This window comes from Streptomyces sp. NPDC020917, from assembly GCF_044333795.1.
In the GTDB taxonomy this organism is placed as follows: domain Bacteria; phylum Actinomycetota; class Actinomycetes; order Streptomycetales; family Streptomycetaceae; genus Actinacidiphila.
Genome location: NZ_JBIRRR010000003.1, coordinates 392629 through 408237 on the forward strand (window position 1 = coordinate 392629; position 15609 = coordinate 408237).

Annotated in this window: 11 protein-coding genes; 10 read left to right on the forward strand and 1 reads right to left on the reverse strand. The window is 71.0% G+C overall.

The genetic code is table 11. From position 1 onward, the window contains the following. Window positions 1–452: 452 nt before the first annotated feature. The 9 genes from ACH4TG_RS08840 (at window position 453) to ACH4TG_RS08880 (ending at window position 12579) form a co-directional block, all read left to right on the forward strand. On the forward strand, window positions 453–2564 hold the full coding sequence (locus ACH4TG_RS08840) for an alpha-galactosidase (protein WP_398241469.1): 2112 nt from the start codon (window positions 453–455) through the stop codon (window positions 2562–2564). 120 nt (window positions 2565–2684) lie between these two features. Further along, the gene (locus ACH4TG_RS08845) at window positions 2685–3860 is read left to right on the forward strand and encodes an aminotransferase class V-fold PLP-dependent enzyme (protein WP_398241470.1); all 1176 of its coding nucleotides are present in this window, start codon (window positions 2685–2687) and stop codon (window positions 3858–3860) included. 387 nt (window positions 3861–4247) lie between these two features. Next, on the forward strand, window positions 4248–5633 hold the full coding sequence (locus ACH4TG_RS08850) for an ABC transporter substrate-binding protein (protein ID WP_398241471.1): 1386 nt from the start codon (window positions 4248–4250) through the stop codon (window positions 5631–5633). Then, window positions 5630–6544: a carbohydrate ABC transporter permease gene (locus tag ACH4TG_RS08855; protein ID WP_398241472.1), complete on the forward strand. Its 915-nt coding sequence runs from the start codon at window positions 5630–5632 to the stop codon at window positions 6542–6544. Before ACH4TG_RS08850 ends, ACH4TG_RS08855 begins: the two co-directional genes overlap by 4 nt. A gap of 140 nt (window positions 6545–6684) precedes the next feature. Continuing rightward, window positions 6685–7461, forward strand: coding sequence for a carbohydrate ABC transporter permease (locus tag ACH4TG_RS08860; RefSeq protein ID WP_398241473.1), 777 nt, complete (start codon window positions 6685–6687; stop codon window positions 7459–7461). 54 nt (window positions 7462–7515) lie between these two features. Next, the gene (locus ACH4TG_RS08865; protein ID WP_398241474.1) at window positions 7516–9270 is read left to right on the forward strand and encodes a glycoside hydrolase family 36 protein; all 1755 of its coding nucleotides are present in this window, start codon (window positions 7516–7518) and stop codon (window positions 9268–9270) included. 88 nt (window positions 9271–9358) lie between these two features. Continuing rightward, on the forward strand, window positions 9359–10423 hold the full coding sequence (locus ACH4TG_RS08870) for a LacI family DNA-binding transcriptional regulator (RefSeq protein WP_398241475.1): 1065 nt from the start codon (window positions 9359–9361) through the stop codon (window positions 10421–10423). Window positions 10424–10775: 352 nt separating this feature from the next. Beyond that, window positions 10776–11513 (forward strand): hypothetical protein, encoded by a 738-nt coding sequence (locus ACH4TG_RS08875; protein ID WP_398241476.1) that lies wholly within the window; start codon window positions 10776–10778, stop codon window positions 11511–11513. Between the two features lie 106 nt (window positions 11514–11619). Further along, on the forward strand, window positions 11620–12579 hold the full coding sequence (locus tag ACH4TG_RS08880) for a LysR family transcriptional regulator (protein ID WP_398241687.1): 960 nt from the start codon (window positions 11620–11622) through the stop codon (window positions 12577–12579). 121 nt (window positions 12580–12700) lie between these two features. Here the strand turns inward: ACH4TG_RS08880 and ACH4TG_RS08885 are convergent, their stop codons facing one another. Next, the gene (locus ACH4TG_RS08885; protein ID WP_398241477.1) at window positions 12701–15031 is read right to left on the reverse strand and encodes a M9 family metallopeptidase; all 2331 of its coding nucleotides are present in this window, start codon (window positions 15029–15031) and stop codon (window positions 12701–12703) included. Window positions 15032–15310: 279 nt separating this feature from the next. On the opposite strand from ACH4TG_RS08885, the gene ACH4TG_RS08890 reads away from it, so the two are divergent. Further along, complete coding sequence (locus ACH4TG_RS08890) at window positions 15311–15517, forward strand: hypothetical protein (RefSeq protein ID WP_398241478.1); 207 nt, start codon at window positions 15311–15313, stop codon at window positions 15515–15517. Window positions 15518–15609 lie beyond the last annotated feature (92 nt).

Genomic DNA, 15609 nt, shown 5'->3' on the forward strand with positions numbered 1-15609 from the left:
CCACTACGCCCAGTGATCTCCAGTCATCGCTGAGCCCCGAACGCCGCGCGATCATTTCGAGCCGCACGGCGTTCGGGGCAACGCGAGCGCACCAGGGCCCTGCGGGAGGTGAGCCCGGAGAGTGTCCGCGTTCCGCGCGAAGTCATGCCTCAGGGAAGCAAGAGAGCACAGGAACCGTCAATACCCAACGCCGACAGGGACGTTCCGGCCCGGTGTCCGGAGACTGCGGCCGCAGATCCTCGTCCACCTGCCAGGTCCCAACATACGGGCCGACCAGGTCCCAACACCTGACCCGGCAACGGTGCGAACCCTTGACAGCCGCCGGGCCCCGCTGGTGACATCGGCGACCGTCCACGTTCGATTCTGTTGGTTTTCCGTGCTCTTCGCTCGCACGCCGCCCCGCACGGCCTCCGCCACGCGGCGTGCTCCCATCCCCCCAAGGAGACGCACCCATGCGAACACGCAGTTCGGGTGACCGGCGCCGGCCAGGCCGCCCCCGCATGCTCCGCGCCCTGCTCGCCTTCGCTCTCACCTCCTCCGGTCTCGGTCTCGCGGCCGTGGCCGGACCGGGCGCGACCGCTGCCGCCGCCCTCGACAACGGCCAGGCTCTGACCCCGCCCATGGGCTGGAACTCCTGGAACATCTTCGGCACCCAGGTCGACGAGCAGGAGATCGTCCAGACCATCGACTTCATGTCCTCGTCCGGCCTGACGGCCGCCGGGTACGACACCGTCACGATCGACGACGGCTGGTCACTCGGCCACCGCAGCGACCAGAGCACCGACCTGGTCAAGAACTCGTACGGCTCGATGCAGTTGTACGACGCCGCGGGCAATCCGGTCAGTGGCACCGACGGCTCGGGGCTCGATCCCACGTCCGGGCACCTGGTCCCCCATCCGACCCGGTTCCCGGACCAGTCGGTGAACGGGCAGACCGTCAACGGCATCGCGTACCTCGCGTCCTACGCGCACAGCAGGCACATGAAACTGGGTCTGTACGGCACCGACACCTACACCACATGCCAGGGCCACCCCGGAAGCCTCGGGCACGAGACCACCGACGCCGACGACTTCGTGTCGTGGGGCGTCGACTTCGTCAAGTACGACGACTGCCCCTACGGCCCGCCGATCTCCGGTCCCGACGGGTACGACTACGGCACGCAGGGCGAGGGCAAGGAGCTCACCCGGTCGATGTACGCCCGGGTGCAGACGTTCCAGAAGGCACTCGACGCCGCGTCGTCCGCGCAGGGCCGCCCCCGGGTGACGCTGAGCGTGTCCGCCCAGCCGGTGCACACGGGCATCCCGTACCTGGAAGACCCGAACGACCCAGCCAGGACCGACCCGGTGATCCTCGCGGCGGGCACCCCTGAGCACGACGCGCCCGGCTACACGCCGACCGGCGTGTGGTGCGGCCGGGTCGCGAACCTGTGCCGGATCGGCGGCGACCGCGACAGCGAGTTGGACGGCGTGCTCTACAACGGCCAGCTGCAGACCGCCCTGCAGTACGGGCCGAACGCCGCACCCGGCGGCTGGAACGACATGGACATGATGTTCGCAGGGTGGATCTACCCGTACGCGATCTACGGGGTGAACGACTCCTGCCCGTGCCACAAGCCGTTCACCGACACCGAGTCGCGGACGGAGATGTCCGTCCTGTCGATGACGGCCGCCCCGCTGATCTCCGGCGCCGACTTCCGCAGCGCGGCCGACTCGCAGGTCAGCCGTGACGGCTACACCTGGACCACCGGTGTCAGCTCCGCAAGCCTGGGCATCTACGAGAACGCGGACGTCATCGCCCTCGACCAGGACCCGCTCGGCAAGGCCGCCACCCTGGTCGGGTCGCCGCCCTCGTCCAGCACCGCGCCGGTGGTGCTGAAGCGGCAACTGGCCAACGGTGACACCGCGGTCCTGCTGCTCAACCAGGACCCGAACAGCACCGCGACCGTCTCCACCAGCCTGGCCGACCTGGGACTGACGGGATCGGGCTACTCCGCCAAGGAGTTGTGGACCGGGGCGACCCAGGACCTCACCGGAACCCTCAGCGCGTCGGTGCCCGCGCACGGCGTCGCGCTCTACCGCCTCACCCCGCAGGCCGCGACCGTCCCGGCGTCCGTCGTCGGCGACGGCGTGTACCACGGCATCAGCGCCGGCGGCACGGACGGCAAGGTGCTCGAGGTCAGCGGCACCTGCAGTGCCAGCGACGGCGCGGTCACCGACATCAACACCTGGTGGCCCGCACACACCTCGGAGCACTGGCGGTTCTCGCCCAACCCCGACGGCACGGTCCGCATCACCGACGACTGCGACACCGTGACGCAGACCCATGGAACGCTCAGCGCGCCCGCCTCGTCGGGCGGGAGCGCGTACGTCCTGAACCAGTACGCCGCAGGCAATCCGTACCAGGAGTGGCGGGTCCGCCAGGACACGGCCTCGGGCCGCCTGACCATCACCAACGTCGCGACCGGCCTCGTGCTGGGCAGCCCCGGCACCACGGCCGGCTCGGCGGTGACCACCGACGGCGGCAACACCGCGTCGCCCGGCCAGCGGTGGACCTTGATGGACTGACGGCAGGGTCCTCCCGGACGGGCCTTGTCGGCCCCCATCCTCGCAGCCAGCCTTTAGGAACGTTCAAATCGCACGCCCTTCGGGGTTAATTGTTCCTGATCACAGTGAATGGAATAAATTTTGAACGATCAAATCACGCCTCCTGTCACCGCCGGCATGGCCGATGCCGGCCGGCTCGCCGGCCATGAGGCGGCCTACCTGAGGGAGTTCAGGGAGCCGACCGGCTATCTGGACTTCGCACGGTTCGGTCCCGTCTCGGCAGGCGTGGCGGCGACCCTGGAGCGCGCGGTGCGGGCGGTCCACACCCAGGGGCTGCCCGCGCTGCGGGCGCTGGACGCCGAGGCCGACGCCGCCGGGCGTGCCGCGGCACGGCTGCTGCACGCCGCGGCGCACGAGGTGGCGTTCGTCGGCTCCACCTCGCACGGCCTGTTCGCCGCCGCGTACGCGCTGCGCGGCCCGGGCGACGTGCTGGTGTGCCGCCGGGACTTCCCCGCGGCGCTGTACCCGTGGCTGCGGGCCGCCGAACGCGGCGGGCTCGCGGTACGCCGGCTCGACGGTCCGCCGACCGCGGACGCGGTACGGGCCCGGCTGCATCCCGGCGTTCGGGCGGTGTGCGTGAGCGCGGTCGACTCGGTCACCGGTTTCCGGGCGCCGCTGGGCGCCATCAAGGAGGTGATCGGGCCGCACCGGGTGCTCGTGGTGGACGCCGTCCAGGCCGTCGGTGTGGTTCCGATCGAGGTCGAGGCGGCTGATGTGCTGGCCGGCGGCGGGCAGAAGTGGCTGCGCGCCGGCTGGGGCGCGGCGCTGCTGCTGGTGCGGGACCGCGTCGCGGGGATGCTGGAGCCCGGACTCGGCGGCTGGTCGGGAGTGCGGGACCCGCTCACCGGGTCCGACCACCCCAAGCAGCGGCTGCCGGGCGCCGCCGCCCACACCTTCACCAATCCTGACGGGCCGGCCGTCGCGGCCCTGGGCACGGGGATCTCGCTCGCGCTGCGGTTCGGCGTCCAGCAGATCTTCGAACGGGCCACAGCGGCACTGGAGTTACTGCTCGAAGCCGCCCGGTCGCAGGGCTGCGCCTGCGACCGCGGCGGCCCGCGACCCGACATGCGCAGCGCCATCGCGCGGATCCGGAAGCCCGGTGACCCCGAGACTCTGCACCGCCGCCTGCTGGACGCCGGGCTCACCACGACCCTGCGGGACGGCTGGATCCGGCTGTCACCGCACGCCAGCACCGGCGGTGAGGCCGCACTACAGCTCGCGGCCGTCCTGCGGGACGACCGGCGGACGCCCGGCTGACCGTCAGCCGGCCGGGGGTGGCCGGCCGGGGGTGACCAACGCCCAGCGCGCGTGCTCGCTCCCGGCCGTCCCTCGGCAGCGGCGATCCCGCGCCGGATAGGCGCCGAACCCGTGCTGACGCACTGAACCCCGCTGAACCCGCTCCGGGCCCACGCACCCGCGGCCGTTCCCCCGCTCCGGGCCCACAGCGCCGTTCGCCCTCGCACCACGTACACCGGGCGGGCCGACGAGCAGACCACGCGGACCACGCGCCCCGCGCGCACCACGCCTGCCCCGCTCGTCAACTCCCCGATCCTGCTGCCCCACGCGTGGACCCGCGCGGCCACGCATCTCCTTGCCCTACCTCCTCTGCACCGTCACCCACCCTCACCGCCAGGAGGCACAGCCATGTCCGAATCCTCTCCGCTGTCCGGCGGGCCGGCCCGCCCGCCGTTCCGCCACCCATCCCGCCGGGATCTGCTGCGCGGGTCCTCCGGCGCCGTCCTCGCGCTGGCCGCGGGCGCCGCACTGTCCGCCTGCGGCAGTTCGGGCGGCGGTGGCCAGGGCGGCGACGCGGCCACCGGGAAGGTCACCGTGTGGTCCTGGACCACGGCGGCCACCGCGCTCAGAAGCGTGGTCCCGGCCTTCGAGAAGGCCCATCCCGGCATCACCGTCGACGTGGTGGACGTCGGCAACCCGGCGATATGGGACAAGATCACCGTCGGTCTGGCGTCCGGCGGGCAGGGACTCGCCGACGTGCTGCACATCGGGTGCGACTACCTGCCCGGCTACCTGGAGAAGTTCCCCGGCGGGCTGGCGGACCTGTCCGCGCTCGGCGCCGACCGGTACAAGGGGGCCTTCGCGCGCGGGCTGTGGCCGGTCGTGAGCGGCAGGGACGGGCACGCGTACGCGATGCCGTGGGAGGTCAACCCGCTCGGCTTCTACTACCGCAAGGACATGTTCGACCGGGCCGGGATCGACCCGACCGCGTATCGCACCTGGGACGACGTGATCGCCTCGGCCGGGAAGTTCCGGCAGGCCAACCCCGGCTGCTATCTGATCGGCATCGACAAGTCGGCGACCACGGCCCCCGACTGCGACTTCCTCCAGTCGCTGATGCAACTCCAGGGCGCCTTCTACTTCGACCTCCAGGGCCGGGTCACGCTCGGCTCGCCGCAGGCCGTCAAGGCCCTCACCGTGATCAAGAAGCTGAACGACGCCGGGCTGGTCGGCGACGCCTCCGGGGACCACGGCTGGTCCAAGCTCGTCAAGGCCGACAAGGTCGCCGTGTCGCCGCTGCCGGCCTGGGCGGCGCACTACCTGGAGACGGAGTTCCCGAAGCAGAAGGGCCAGTGGCGGCTGGCCCGGCCGCCGGCGGTCACGCCGGGAGGCAAGCGGGCCGCCATCGTCAACTCCACGCACCTGGCGGTCGCCGCGTCCAGCAAGCGGCGGCGGGCGGCGTTCGCGTTCGTCGAGTTCGCCCTCACCCGGCCGGACTCCATGAACAGGATGTTCCGCGCCGGGGGTGTCTTCCCGGCGCTCACCGCCGCGTACTCCGACCCGATGTATGCCCAGCCGGACCCGTACTACGGCGGCCAGCCGGTGCTCCGGACGTTCACCGGGCTGCTCGGCGAGGGCGCCGACGCCACCAACTACTCGGGTGACTACGCACGGGCGCTGAAGCTGGCCAGCGACGCGCAGGTCAAGGTCTTCCTGAAGGGCGGCGACCCGGCGACCGTACTGCACAGCGCCGCACGGCAGTTGGCCCAGCAGAGCGGGCGGCGCATCGCATGACGTCCACCGCCACCCGCGGCGCGCCGGCCGCGCCGCGCCGCCCGCGGCCCGGGACGGCCCGCCGCCACGCCCTCCCCTACCTGCTGCTCGCCCCCGCGCTGATCACCTTCGCGGTCTTCAAGGCGTATCCGATCCTCGACTCGCTGCGGATCTCCTTCACCACCGGCGCGGGGTCGGCCTCGCACGGCGCCGGCTGGTCCAACTACCGCCGGATGCTGCACGATCCGCTGTTCTGGACTGCGCTGCGGAACACCGGGGAGATCCTCGCCGTCCAGGTCCCGCTGATGCTCGGGCTCGCGTTGCTCCTCGCGCTCGGCATCAACTCCGCGCTGGTGAGGATGCGTGCCGTGTGGCGGCTGGGCGTCTTCATGCCGGCGGTCACCGGGCTGGTCGCGACCGGAGTGATGTTCTCGTTCCTGCTCAACACCGACCAGGGCGCGCTGAACTGGGTGCTGCACTCGATCGGCCTGCCCAAAGTCGACTGGCTGGGACAGCCGTTCTGGGCGCGGATCGCGGTGGTCCTCGTGCTGACCTGGCACTACACCGGCTACAACGCCGTCATCTACCTGGCCGGGTTGCAGGGCATCCCGCGCGACCTGCACGAGGCGGCGATGGTCGACGGCGCGGGCCCGCTGCGCCGCTTCTGGTCGGTCACGCTTCCCTCGCTGCGGCCGATCCTGCTCTTCACCGTCGTCCTGTCCACCATCGGCACGCTGCAACTCTTCGACGAGCCCTACGTGCTGACGCAGGGCGGACCGGACAACGCGACCCTCACGGTGTCGATGTACCTGTACCAGAACGCCTTTCACTACTTCGACTTCGGCTACGCCTCCGCCATCGCCTACGGGCTCACCGTGCTGGTGGTGCTGCTGGGCGCGGCGCAGATGCGGCTGATGGGAGAGCGCGAATGACCCTCGCGAACCATGCCGACAGTGCCCACCGTCAGGGCAGCGCCGGGAGTGCCGCCAGCCCCCGGAGTCCCGGTCCTCCGGAGGGGCCCGTCCGGACCGCCCGCCGGGGCGGGTGGACCCTCACGCTGGTCCTGGCCGCCGTGACCGGTCTGTCCGTCGGCCCCTTCTACTGGCTGGTGGTGACCTCCACCCAGGCAGACAGCGACATCTACGCGTGGCCGCCGAAGCTGCTGCCCGCGGGGCACCTGATCCAGAACCTGCGGGACCTCCAGGCGAGGATCGGCCTGCTCAGGGTGCTCGGCAACTCCCTGCTGCTGGCCGGCCTGCAGACCGTCGGCGCCCTGGTGATCGCGCTGCTCGCGGGCTACGCGTTCGCGAAGTTCCGCTTCCGCGGCCGCAGTCTGATCTTCGCGCTGCTCCTGTCCACGCTCGTCGTGCCGGACCAGGTCACACTGGTGCCGCTGTTCCAGATGATGATGAGGTTCCACCTGATCGACAGCTACGCGTCGATCGTGCTGCCCGGCCTGTGCGTGCCGTTCGCGATCTTCCTGATGCGGCAGGCGCTCAGCTCGCTGCCCGACGAACTCCTCGACGCGGCACGGGTGGACGGCGCGGGCGAGCTGCGCGTGCTGGTCAGCGTGGTGGTACCGGTGATGCGTCCCGTGCTCGCGGCCCTGAGCGTCTTCCTCTTCCTGGGCTCGTGGAACCAGTTCGTCTGGCCGCTGATCACTCTGCGCAACCCGCAGCACTACACCCTGCCGGTGGCGCTGGCCACCCTGCACGGGGTGGAGAGCAACACCGACTACGGCGCGATCGTCGCCGGCACCGCGCTGTCCACCGTGCCGATGATGATCCTCTTCCTCGTGCTGCAACGGCAGTTCATCGCCGGCCTGCTGGCCGGAGCCACCAAGGGCTGAGCCCCGGCCCTGCCCCGACGTACCGATGCGACTCACGAAAGGCATGCGCGTTCCATGACCGAAGTACAGGAAGTGTGGGAGCCCTACGCCCGTTCGGGCCCGGCACGCCCCCGGCTCAAGGCCGTCCCCACGAGCGGCGTCGACCTGCTCGTCGCGGGCACCGCCGGCGTCAGCGAACTGTCCGAGGGCGTCACGGAGGTGACGGTCGTCCCGGAGGGCTCCGGGTCCGGGCCGGTGCGCCTGGAGTGGCGGATCCCGTGCGTGGATGCCACCGCCTTCTGGACGCCGTACGGCAACGGCGCGGGCGGCTGGCTGCCCGCCTCGTGGTCGGCACCGCAGCGCATCGGCCTGTCCCGTGGCGCCCCCGTCGCCGCGCTGGTCGGCACCGGCGACACCGGGCTGTGCTGCTTCGCGGCCGACCGCACCGACGTGGAGGCCGGCGGCGGCGTGGTGGAGGAGACCGGGGAGTTCCGGTTCTGGCTGGGCGCGGACGGCCCGCTGACGGTCCGCATCGACACCTCGCGCCGCCACTTCGGCGCCTGCCTGCGGGAGTTGACCGGCTGGTGGGAGGAGTTGCTGCCCGACGAGGTGCACGTGCCCGACACGGCCCGGCGACCGGCGTACTCCACCTGGTACGCGATGCACCAGGAACTCTCCCCGCAGCGTCTGGAGGAGCAGGCCGCGCTCGCCGGACCGCTCGGCATGGAGGTCCTGATCGTCGACGACGGATGGATGACCGCCGACCGCACCCGCGGCTACGGCCACTGCGGCGAGTGGGATCCGGTATCGCTGCCGGACACCGCCACACACGTCGCGACCGTGCACCGGCTGGGACTGTCGTACATGCTCTGGTACGCGCTGCCGTTCGTCGGGCGCCAGAGCCCGGTCTGGGACCGGTTCCAGCCGTACGTCCTGGACCGCCTGGACCACCTCGACGCCGTCGTGGTCGACCCTCGCTACCCCGAGGTGCGCGCGTACCTCACCGAGCGCGTGGCCCGTGCCGTCGAGGAGTGGGGCATGGACGGCCTCAAGCTCGACTTCATCGACCGGTTCCACGTCCCCGACGCGTCCGCTCCCGGCCCCGAGGCGGACTGCGCGACGGTCGACGAGGGCGTGAGCGCGCTGCTCGCCGCCATCCGCCGCCGGATCACCGCCGCGGCTCCGAACGCCATGATCGAGACCCGGCAGCCGTACGTCTCCCCCGGGTTGTGGCCCCACACCACGATGGTCCGCGCGGTGGACTGCCCGCTCAGCCCGGGAGAGAACCGGCAGCACACCGTCGACACGCGGCTGGTGTCGGGACCGCTCGCGGTGCACTCCGACATGCTGATGTGGCACCCGGCCGAGCCGGCCGAGCAGGTCGCCTGCCACCTGATCAACGTGCTGTTCTCCGTCCCGCAGATCTCCGTCGACCTGCGGGCGCTCACCGAGGGGCAGCGCGACGCGCTGGCCTTCTGGCTGCGGGTCGCGCGGGAGCATCACGAAGTGCTGCAGCTCGGCACGCTGCGTCCGTCCCGCCCCGACCTCGGCTACCCGCTCGTGCGGGCGGACCTGGGCGCGACGGCGGCGGTGGCCCGGTATGCCGCACTGCCGGTCCCGGTCGACGGGGACTGGCGCACGCTGCTGGTCGCCAACGCCGACGCCGATCCCGTCGTCGTCCTCACTGCGGGCACCGGGGCGGGGGTCGCGCACGTCGCCGACGCCTCGGGTCGTACGGTGTGGCAGGGCCCGATCGCACTGTCCGGGGAGTCCGGGGACAGCATCCAGGTCAACGTCCCGCGCGGCGGCTTGCTCATGCTCGAACGATGAACCGGGCCCGCGTGCCGCCCGCCCGGCCACCACGGGGGGCGGCCGGGCGGCCGGCACGCGACACATGACGAGAGGGAGCAGGCAGCACATGGCAGCAGCACGCCGGCCGGCGACGCGCGGGGGCCGCGACGCGGTCACCATCGAGGATGTCGCGAAGGCTGCCGGGGTCTCCCGGCAGACCGTGTCGAACGTCCTCAACGCGCCCGCACGGGTCCGGGCCGACACCCTGGCCCGGGTGCAGGCCGCGATCGAGGAACTCGGTTACCGGCCGGACCAGTCGGCGCGCTCGCTGCGGACCGGTGAGCGCCGCACGCTGGCCTACCTCGCCCCGGTGGACAGCCCCGGGGACCCGAACCCGCTCATGGGCGGGTTCCTGGAGGCGCTGGTGGATGCGGCGGGCGACGAGGGCTACCGCATCCTGCTGTTCCGCCCGCCGCCGGGCACCGTCGACCCCCGGCCCTCGATGGACGAGGTGATCGCCGCCCGCCAGGCCGACGGTTTCCTGCTGTCCGATGTGCTGCGCTCCGACCACCGGGTGGACCATCTCGTCCGTGCCGGCGTGCCGTTCGCCGTCTTCGGGCGCACCGCCCCGGGGCTGCCGCAGCACTGGGTGGACCTGGACAACACGCGCGCGATGGCGGCGGTGGCCGGGCACCTGGCGGCGCTGGGCCACCGGCGTGTCGGGTACCTGGGGGCGTCTTCCGAGCTGCCGTGGATGGCCGACCGCCGTGAGGGCTTCAGCGTCGGCCTGCGCGACCACGGGCTGGAAGGCACCTCGGCCCTGGAGCCGCTCGACCCCACCGATCCGGCGGACACCGTGGATGCCGTCCGCGCACTGCTGCGCAGCTCGCAGCGCCCGACGGCGATCGCGGCGGCGAGCGACATGCTGGCCGTGACCGCATACGAGGCGATCCGCGCGGAGGGGCTGACGGTCGGCCAGGACGTGGCGGTCGTGGGCTTCCACGACATCCCGCTGTGCCGGATCCTCAGCCCGGCGCTCAGTTCGGTGCGCCTGCCGCTGCGGGCCATCGCGTCCGGCTTGGTGGCCCGGCTCCTGTCCCAGATCCGCGGCGAGCGGGCTCCGGACGAGGGCCTGCTGCTCCCCGGCGAGCTCGTCGTCCGCACCAGCAGCGCCCGCGGCGCGGGCGGCTGAGGCCCTGATCGAACCGCTTCCTCGCCAAGACCGTCCGCCTCCCGCCGCGCCGGCCGCTCGCGGGACCGAACCAGTCGTAGGAGGAGTGCCTGGCCCACTCCGCGCCGCGACGGTCGAAGTCACTGCGTTCAGGATCACCGCGCATGCAGTGCAGAGTTCACCCTCGGCGGGAACAGGTGTCCCGACCCCGGCATCCACGGTGGCTCGCCGGCTGGTGCCGGTGCTTCGTGTGCCGGTTCATGACTCGGTCACTTCTCACTCCAACGGGTTCACCATGTGCGTTCCGGCGTCGTCCATGGGTGGCCGATGTACTATCCCTACTCCTAAGTAAAGTACCCCGGGAGGTTACGTCGTGACGGAGAAGACGCGGGAAACGGCCGGCATCCACGCTGAGTACGCGGCCAAAGTCACTGCGGACCTCGAACGCAACACTCAGGAACAGGCGCGCATCGCGGCGGAGGCGGCCGCGCTGGAGGAGCAGTTGCGGCTGCTGCGCCGCGACCACGAGTTGCTGATGAACGTCCAGCAGGCGCTGCGTGACGGCGCGGAGACGGTCCAGGCGACGCAGATCGAGAACGACACGGTCGCGGCACCGGAACCCGAGCACAAGCCGGAGGCGACCGCCGTACCGAAGCCCCGCCGGTCCTCCGCCACGAAGGCTCCGACCCGGCGGAGGAAGACCAGCGTCGCGACGAGCACCGCCACCAAGGGCAGGTCTGCGAAGGGCGGTTCGGTGAAGGCCGGTTCGGTGAAGGCCGGTTCGGCGAAGGAGCTTTCAGCGAAGGCCGAACCCGCGAACACGGAGCCCGCGAAGGCCGAGTCCTCCCAGACCGGGTCTCCGAAGGCGGGATCTCCGAAGGCCGGCAAGTCCGCGAAGCCGACTCTCGTCTCCCTGGTCAGGGACTACCTCGCCACACAGTCCGAGCCCAAGTCCGCCACCGAGATCTCCGGCAACCTGGTGGCGAGCCACCCCGACCGGTCCATCAAGGCGACGGTGGTGCGCACCACCGTCGAGGCCCTCGTCGCCAAGGGTCACGCGTACCGGTCCAAGCAGGGCACGTCCGTCTTCTACGAGGCCGCCGGCGCCTGACGCGGTAGGCCGCGGGGCGCTGCCGAACGCCTGCGCCGGAACCTCCAAAAAGCCAAAGGCCGGACGTAACATGGGCACACTCCTGAAGGATCTGGGACGGGTGCGCATGGAACTCGAACTCCGGCATTTGCGGATGCTGTGCACGATCGCCGACACGATGAGCCTCGGCAGGACGGCCACGGTCCTGGGATGCTCGCAGCCGGCGGTGAGCAGCCAACTGAAGCGCATCGAGCGCTACATGGGTGAGGACCTGTTCGTCAGGGGCACCTCCGGCGTGACGCCGACCCGCTTCGGGGTCGAGGTGGTGGTGCAGGCGCGCGAGGTGGTGGCGCTGGCCAACGCGATCGGGCGCCGGTCGACCGCGGGTGGACGCGGCACCGGCCGGGTACTGCGGGTAGCCGCGACCAACACGCCCATTCTGCCGGGTCTCCTGCAACGGGCGCGCGCCGTCCTGCCGTTGCTCACCGCGCAGGTGAGCAGCGTGTACTCCTCGGCCGAGATCGTCGGGCTCCTGGAGGAGGACAAGCTGGACGCGGCCGTCGCCGTCGACTACCCGGGACGGGAGCTGAGGCACTCGTCGGCGGTGGTGCGCCGCGGCATCGTCACCGAGCCGAGCTTCGTGGCCATGCCCGCCGACCACCCGGCGAGCGGGCAGTTGGACGTACCACTGCTCGACCTGGCGGGTGATGCCTGGTTCCTGACGCCCGACGACGGTGCGGGCTGGCCCGGGGTCTGCTACGACGCCTTCCGGGCGGCGGGTTTCACCCCCGCCACGGTGCACGAATTCCTCGGTGACCGGGACCAGTTGCAGCGGATGATCGCGGACGGGCTGGGGATCTCCGTCGTCCAGGCCACCTGCAAGCCGAACCCCGGGGTGGTCGTCAAACCCTTGGCGGGCACTCCTTTGTGGTGCCGCTACGTGCTGGTGTGGCATAGCGAGCGCGTGTCCGGCGAGGTCGCGGAGACCCTCTTCGGTGCGGCGCTGTCCGCCTACGAGGAACTCATCGCCCGGGCCCCGCACTTCCAGTCGTGGGCCGCCCGTCACTACCGCACGCCGCGCACCTAGGCACGTGGCCGGGCGCGGCGGCGCCCGGCCGGCGGGTGCATGCCGACGGCCGCGGCACGGTCGACCGGAGTCGACCGTGCCGCGGCCGCGGTTCAGACAGGGACTGCCAGTGAGGGAGACCTCAGTAAGAGGTGGTGACAGTGACCCCGCTGAAGTCGGTCACCGCGTACAGGCTGATGTACCGGTAACCCGCTTCGGTGTTGGTGACGGTGATGCTCTCGGTGTTGTCGGAGTTGGTGGACTTCGCGGTGTAGGTGGACGGGGTCGCCCACGTCGTCGGGTCGTAGTAGAGGTCGGCGTTGCCGCTGCCGCCGCTGGTCGTGATCTTCAAGGTGGTGGTGCCGGCCGGCAGGTAGATCCAGAAGTAGTCGGTGTCGCCGGCGACCCGGGACTGGTCGGAGCGGAAGCAGTTCTGGTCCATGGCCTGCGTGTTGGTGTTCGTGCACGCCGTGGCCGAGCCGTTGCCGCCGCCACCGTTGCTGCCGCCCAGGGTGTCGAGCCAGGCGTCGAAGTCGGCGTCGTAGCCGGTGCCGATGCTGTTGTAGACGTCGTAGGCGCCCTGGTAGTCCCCGGTCCGCATCCTGGCCAGCATGGACTGGATGACGTCCGGGTGCTTCTCGGTCATGTAGCGGACGGCCAGGTAGCCCCACGGGTAGGTGCGGGTCTCGTCGTCGATGGCGTACGTGTTCTGGAAGAGCTGGCTGAGCTTGTAGGTGTGCTTGGCCGCCTCGGTGAGCGCGCCGTCGTCGGTGAGGTTGCGGTAGGTGTAGGAGACGTACTCGGCCTGGCCCTCGATCCACCACACGTCGGGGACGGTGATCTGGGTGCCGAAGTCGCCCTTCATGTCGTAGATGGACTGCTGGACGTGCGCGAACTCGTGGTTGAGGTTCCACGCGTTGGCCGTGAAGCCGTTGTCGGTCGGCCACTGGTAGAGGATGGAGTAGGCGATGTTGTTCGGGTCGGTCGGCGTGCCGGTCAGCGTCTCGCCGCCGTTGTTCGTGTCGTTGCCGAAGATCGCCCACGAGTAGGTGACGTAGTCGGCCCTGCTGCCGAAGATGACCATCTTCAGGTGGAAGTACTCGCCGGGGATCGGCGTGGTCGTCTTCACCTGGTTCTGGTAGAAGGCGACCTCGTTCGTCAGGCTCGTGCAGACGTCGGTCTGCTCGGTGGAGGTGAGCGCCTGCGCCATGATGGTGAAGTTGCTGCAGGAGTTGTTGATCGGCAGCGCTGCGGCGGTGAGCTGCTTGGCCAGGTCGCAGACGCCGTAGTAGGAGCACTGGGCCGCGTCGTCGACGCTGGCCTGGTAGGCGACGTGCACCCACAGGTTGTCGGTGGCGCCGGTGATGGACGAGCCGTCCAGCAGACCCTTGACGAGCGGGCGGACCTTGCTCTGCAGGGCGGGTATCTGGAGGAAGTTGGCGAGGTCGTTGCCCGCGTTGGAGTCGAGGACGTCGTTGTCCCCGCCGAGCAGGTCGCGGTGGTTGAGGGTGAAGGTGGAGAGGGTGTCGGCGATGCCGGGGTCGGCGGTGATCGCGGTGACGAAGTCCGTCATCCACGGGCCGCGCCACAGTGGCGTGTAGATGGCGTTGAGCGCCCGGTCCATCTCCGGGACGGCGTCCCAGGTGCTGCTGCTGTAAGCGTTGAGGTACCGGGAGTAGACGTTCAGGTAGTCGGCCTGCACCTGCGCGCTGTCGGTGAGGACGAACGCCTCCGCCAGCACGTTGCCGTTGCCCGCGCTGACGTCGCCGGCGTGGGTACTGGCGAACAGGGCGTTGAACCCGCTCTCGATCGCGCTGCGCAGCGAGGAGTCGTATGTGCCGACGTCCTGGGGGTCGCCGTACTGCACGTAGTAGCCGGCTTGCATGAAGTACATCAGCTCGAACAGGCCGGCGGAGTCGTCCCCGGTGTAGGAGCCTGCCTCGCTCGCGACGCCGTTCGCGACAGCGAGCATCTGGTTCTGGTTGAACACCGCGTGCGCGTCCGAGCCGGTCAGGCTGAACAGCGGGTTGATGCAGGAACTCCAGTCCACCGTCTTGATGTACGACACCAGATCACTGCCGGACCGGCCCGAGAAGTCGGACGTGGTGCACGACGTGACGGCGGCCGGCTGGGCGGCACCGGCGGCGTTCCGCGCCGCCTTTCCTGACCGGTGGGGCTTGGCCGGCTCGGCCGAGCCCAGGGCGACGGGCTCGCCGCGCAGTTTCGCGGGCACCGGCTTGGCGCTGGTGGCCGTGGCTTGGGACCGGCCGGTCTCGGGCCCGGACGGCGTCGCCTTTCCGTGCTGCCTGGCGGCCTGGACGGCCGCGACGGTTGCTGACACGGCCGGCGGTGAGGTGTGCCGCGTGGTGGTGCTGGACGCCGCTACGGCCTGGGTGGTCATCAGGCCGGCGACGAGCCCTCCGGCCGCCAGCCCGGCGGCCAGGATTCTGGGCAGGAGTGATCGAGAGTGCATCGCATCTCCAGTGGGGGGAGCGAGAGGGGAGCCGCCCGAGGAGGCGGGCAGCGGTATGTAACATTGCACTGAGGTGAAGTCATGGGCAATGCCCAGGGACCCAGCACCGTTTCCGCTCGACCCATAACACCGGCCCCGAGGCGTCGAGTTCACCCGGAGGTGACTGGTGGTCAGATGCGGACGACCACGACATAGCCGATCCAGACGATCGACTGGCACACCGGCGGCGAGCCGTTCCGGAGCGTCACGGACAGCCCGGTGAAAGGTGACGGGTGACGGGTGACGGGCTGGACCGTCGTCGAGCGCCGGATGGCCGCGATCGGCGGCGAGGAAGCGCAGTGGGTGCGGGCGCTGGTGCGCGGCGAGCCGCGCGGCCGTTCCGGGATGTACGGTGCGGCCGCCTGGTACGGCGGCGGAAAGTCGCACCTCCGGGATGGGCCGACAGAACCGGTGGTCGCCGTCGCGGTGTACCGGCAGCTGGCGTAGCCGCGGCGCGAGCGCCCGCATCGGCACCCCGGCCGACACCCTGGCTACGTACTATGTGAAATGGTACCGTCGCCCGCAAAGTTTTCCCGACG

What these genes read in the sequence shown, in the direction of transcription:
- ACH4TG_RS08840 (WP_398241469.1), top strand. Translation starts at nt 453, where the DNA reads ATGCGAACACGCAGTTCGGGTGACCGGCGCCGGCCAGGCCGCCCCCGC.
- ACH4TG_RS08850 (WP_398241471.1), top strand. Translation starts at nt 4,248, where the DNA reads ATGTCCGAATCCTCTCCGCTGTCCGGCGGGCCGGCCCGCCCGCCGTTC.
- ACH4TG_RS08855 (WP_398241472.1), top strand. Translation starts at nt 5,630, where the DNA reads ATGACGTCCACCGCCACCCGCGGCGCGCCGGCCGCGCCGCGCCGCCCG.
- ACH4TG_RS08865 (WP_398241474.1), top strand. Translation starts at nt 7,516, where the DNA reads ATGACCGAAGTACAGGAAGTGTGGGAGCCCTACGCCCGTTCGGGCCCG.
- ACH4TG_RS08870 (WP_398241475.1), top strand. Translation starts at nt 9,359, where the DNA reads ATGGCAGCAGCACGCCGGCCGGCGACGCGCGGGGGCCGCGACGCGGTC.
- ACH4TG_RS08880 (WP_398241687.1), top strand. Translation starts at nt 11,620, where the DNA reads ATGGAACTCGAACTCCGGCATTTGCGGATGCTGTGCACGATCGCCGAC.
- ACH4TG_RS08885 (WP_398241477.1), bottom strand. Translation starts at nt 15,031, where the DNA reads ATGCACTCTCGATCACTCCTGCCCAGAATCCTGGCCGCCGGGCTGGCG.